2 protein-coding genes and 1 tRNA gene are annotated in these 2,302 nt (G+C 74.0%); 1 reads left to right on the top strand and 2 read right to left on the bottom strand.

What is annotated here, in order from left to right; translation table 11 throughout:
- Positions 1-126: 126 nt before the first annotated feature.
- Positions 127-200: transfer RNA gene (locus VM889_07855), tRNA-Ile, on the top strand.
- Positions 201-264: 64 nt separating this feature from the next.
- Here the strand turns inward: VM889_07855 and VM889_07850 are convergent.
- A complete protein-coding gene (locus VM889_07850; GenBank protein HVL48454.1) occupies positions 265-1,917 on the bottom strand; it encodes a hypothetical protein in 1,653 nt (550 codons plus the stop codon).
- Between the two features lie 61 nt (positions 1,918-1,978).
- Positions 1,979-2,245, bottom strand: a complete 267-nt coding sequence (locus VM889_07845; GenBank protein HVL48453.1) for a hypothetical protein — start codon at positions 2,243-2,245, stop codon at positions 1,979-1,981.
- Positions 2,246-2,302: the final 57 nt, after the last annotated feature.

The raw sequence follows: 2,302 nt of genomic DNA, 5'->3' as shown, positions 1-2,302 counted from the left end.
GGGGAGGCGTGCGGGGGCGCGGGAGGACGTGAAGGCGGCGGCCCCGCGCGCGCCGATCCGGGGCGTCTGGCGCCTCCGATCCCCATCGCACCCTCTAAGTGCGGGGAAGCGATCTCCGGCTGACCCGGGCCCCTAGCTTAGCCTGGTGGAGCGGCGGGCTCATAACCCGTCGGTCTCCGGTTCAAATCCGGAGGGGCCCATCGTGCGGCCACCGGAGGTGGCCGGTGCGGGCCTCAAGCGCGCGTTCGCGGCGCATGGGCGCCCTCAGAGGACGTCGCAGTCCCACACGGCGCTCTGCGTCGGATTCCCGTCGACCGTGTGCGCGATCTCGAGGTTCTCCGCGCAGAGGTCGAACGCGAAGGTCGATCCCGGCGGGATGAAGAGCATCGCGGAGGCCGCGGCGCGCCCGGACGCGCTCGCGTCGGCGACGACGCGCAACGTCACCCACTCCATGTCCGTCACCCTCCACGCGTCGGCGTCGCGCACGCGCACGCACGGCGGATCGAGCGTCGCGCAGCCCGTCGGCACGTTGTGGATCTCGTACGGGATGGGCCCTCCGCCGGGTCCCGCGAGGAACGCGCCTTCGGGCCAGGGGACGCGCGGCGCAAGCGTGATCTCGACGTTGCCCCCGCCCGCGCGCTTGGCCACGATCCCGAGCCATTCGCCGCGCGCATCCGCGTAGTCGTCGGGCCGGGGTCGCGTGCCGCTCGCATAGCCCGAAGCGCCGACGAAGCCGTCGGCGTCGCGGTCCCACCAGAGCCCGCTCCAGATTTCGAAGGCGAGCCAGCCGCCGAGGAGCGCGCCGTCGGGACGCGCAAGCAGCGGGCCGCTCTTCGCGAAGGGGTCGGCGCCGGGCCGGCCGTTCGCGGCGAGGACGTCGAGCCACGGGGCGGGGCCCGCGAGGTGATCCGCATGGCGGCCCGCGCTCGAGGCGCCGCTGCCCTCGGCCCATTCGCGCGGGTCGCGCGCGAACGTCGCGGTGGCGACCACGCCCGCCTCGGCCTCGACGGGCGTGCCCGCGAGGAGCGCGGGCGAGACCACGCAGCGCGACGCGCACACGCCCGCCGACGGGCTTCCGATCGCGTTCACGAAGGGCGCGAGCGTGGCCGCGTAGAGGCTCGCGACGGGTCCCGGCGCGAGGGCCGGATGCACGTCGATGTCGATGCGGGAATCCGCCGTCGGGGTGAAGGGCAGCGTCGCGGTCGGGCTCGATTCCGCAAGCGGCTCCGTCACGACGAGGATGCGGACGGCGCCGAGGAGCGACCCGTCGAGGCGGAGCGTCGGCGTGCCGTCGGCCTGCTCGTAGTCCATGGTGTCCTTGCGGTAGGTGAGGCGCACGTCGGGCCCGCCCGCTCCGGGAGGGCTCGTCTCCGTTGCGGCGGGGTGGCTGCCGGGTTCGACGTATCCCAAAACGATGGCGCCGGGCCGGGGGGCCCATTCGTGCGCCGCGTGGAAGGTGCTGCAGGTTGTGGAGGTCGCGGTCGGCACGTCGCAGGCGACGTCGATGACGCCGTTCGCGTTCTCGTCGACCCAATGCCCGTACCACGCGCGGAGCACGGCCGCGCCCGGCAGAAGGAGGCGGACGCCCGCTTCGCCGAGGTCGCGCTGGTAGCTCAAGCCCTGCTGGCGCGCCCGCGACGCCGACACGCGGTCCGCCCCGGAGGGCTCGCCGACGCCCGGGGACGTCACGTGCGCGTCGAGGATGCGGAATCCGTCCGCCCGCTCGGGGCGAGCCGTGTCCTCGCGAAGGCACGGCCCGTCCGCGATGCCGCCCGCGGCCACGGCGACGCAGTTTGATTGGCCCTCCGACTCGCGCTCGAGCCGGTTCGGCTCGTCGATCTCCCACGCGAGGTCGCCCGCGTAGGCGGTCGCGGTCGGGACGAGGACGGCGAGGGCGAGGATGATGGATCGCAGCATGAGTAGCCTCCCGGCGGATCAGGGGGCTCGCCGCGCCATGAACGTATCGCGCGCGGGTCGGTCAGAAGCGGCGCGGCATGAAGGCGCGCCGGGACGGCACGTCGGGCACCCGCGAGACGGGGATCTTCTGCGGGGCCTCCGCGGAGCGCGCGCGGCGCGGGGCGTGGATCGCCTTCGCGACGTCCACGGAGCGCAGCCATCGCTGGCACGCGACGCAGCGGATGCCGCCGGCGCGGCTGAGCGCGATGAGGTTCGCCGCGTTCTCGCCGGCGCAGGCGGGACAGATGAAAGGGACCTGGACGGCAGGGCGAGGTGCGAGCGTTGTCATACACTAGAGTAGCCGCCAGGAAGGGATATATGAAGGGGGTGGGTGGGAGTGGCACGG

The sequence above is a fragment of the Candidatus Thermoplasmatota archaeon genome, from assembly GCA_035540375.1.
In the GTDB taxonomy this organism is placed as follows: Archaea; Thermoplasmatota; SW-10-69-26; order JACQPN01; family JAJPHT01; genus DATLGO01.
The sequence above is the reverse complement of the archived record's forward strand: the minus strand, read 5'-3'. Positions and strand labels throughout refer to the sequence as shown.

Excerpts from the sequence above, each read along its gene's own strand:
- VM889_07850 (HVL48454.1), bottom strand. The coding sequence starts at position 1,917 with ATGCTGCGATCCATCATCCTCGCCCTCGCCGTCCTCGTCCCGACCGCG.
- VM889_07845 (HVL48453.1), bottom strand. The coding sequence starts at position 2,245 with ATGACAACGCTCGCACCTCGCCCTGCCGTCCAGGTCCCTTTCATCTGT.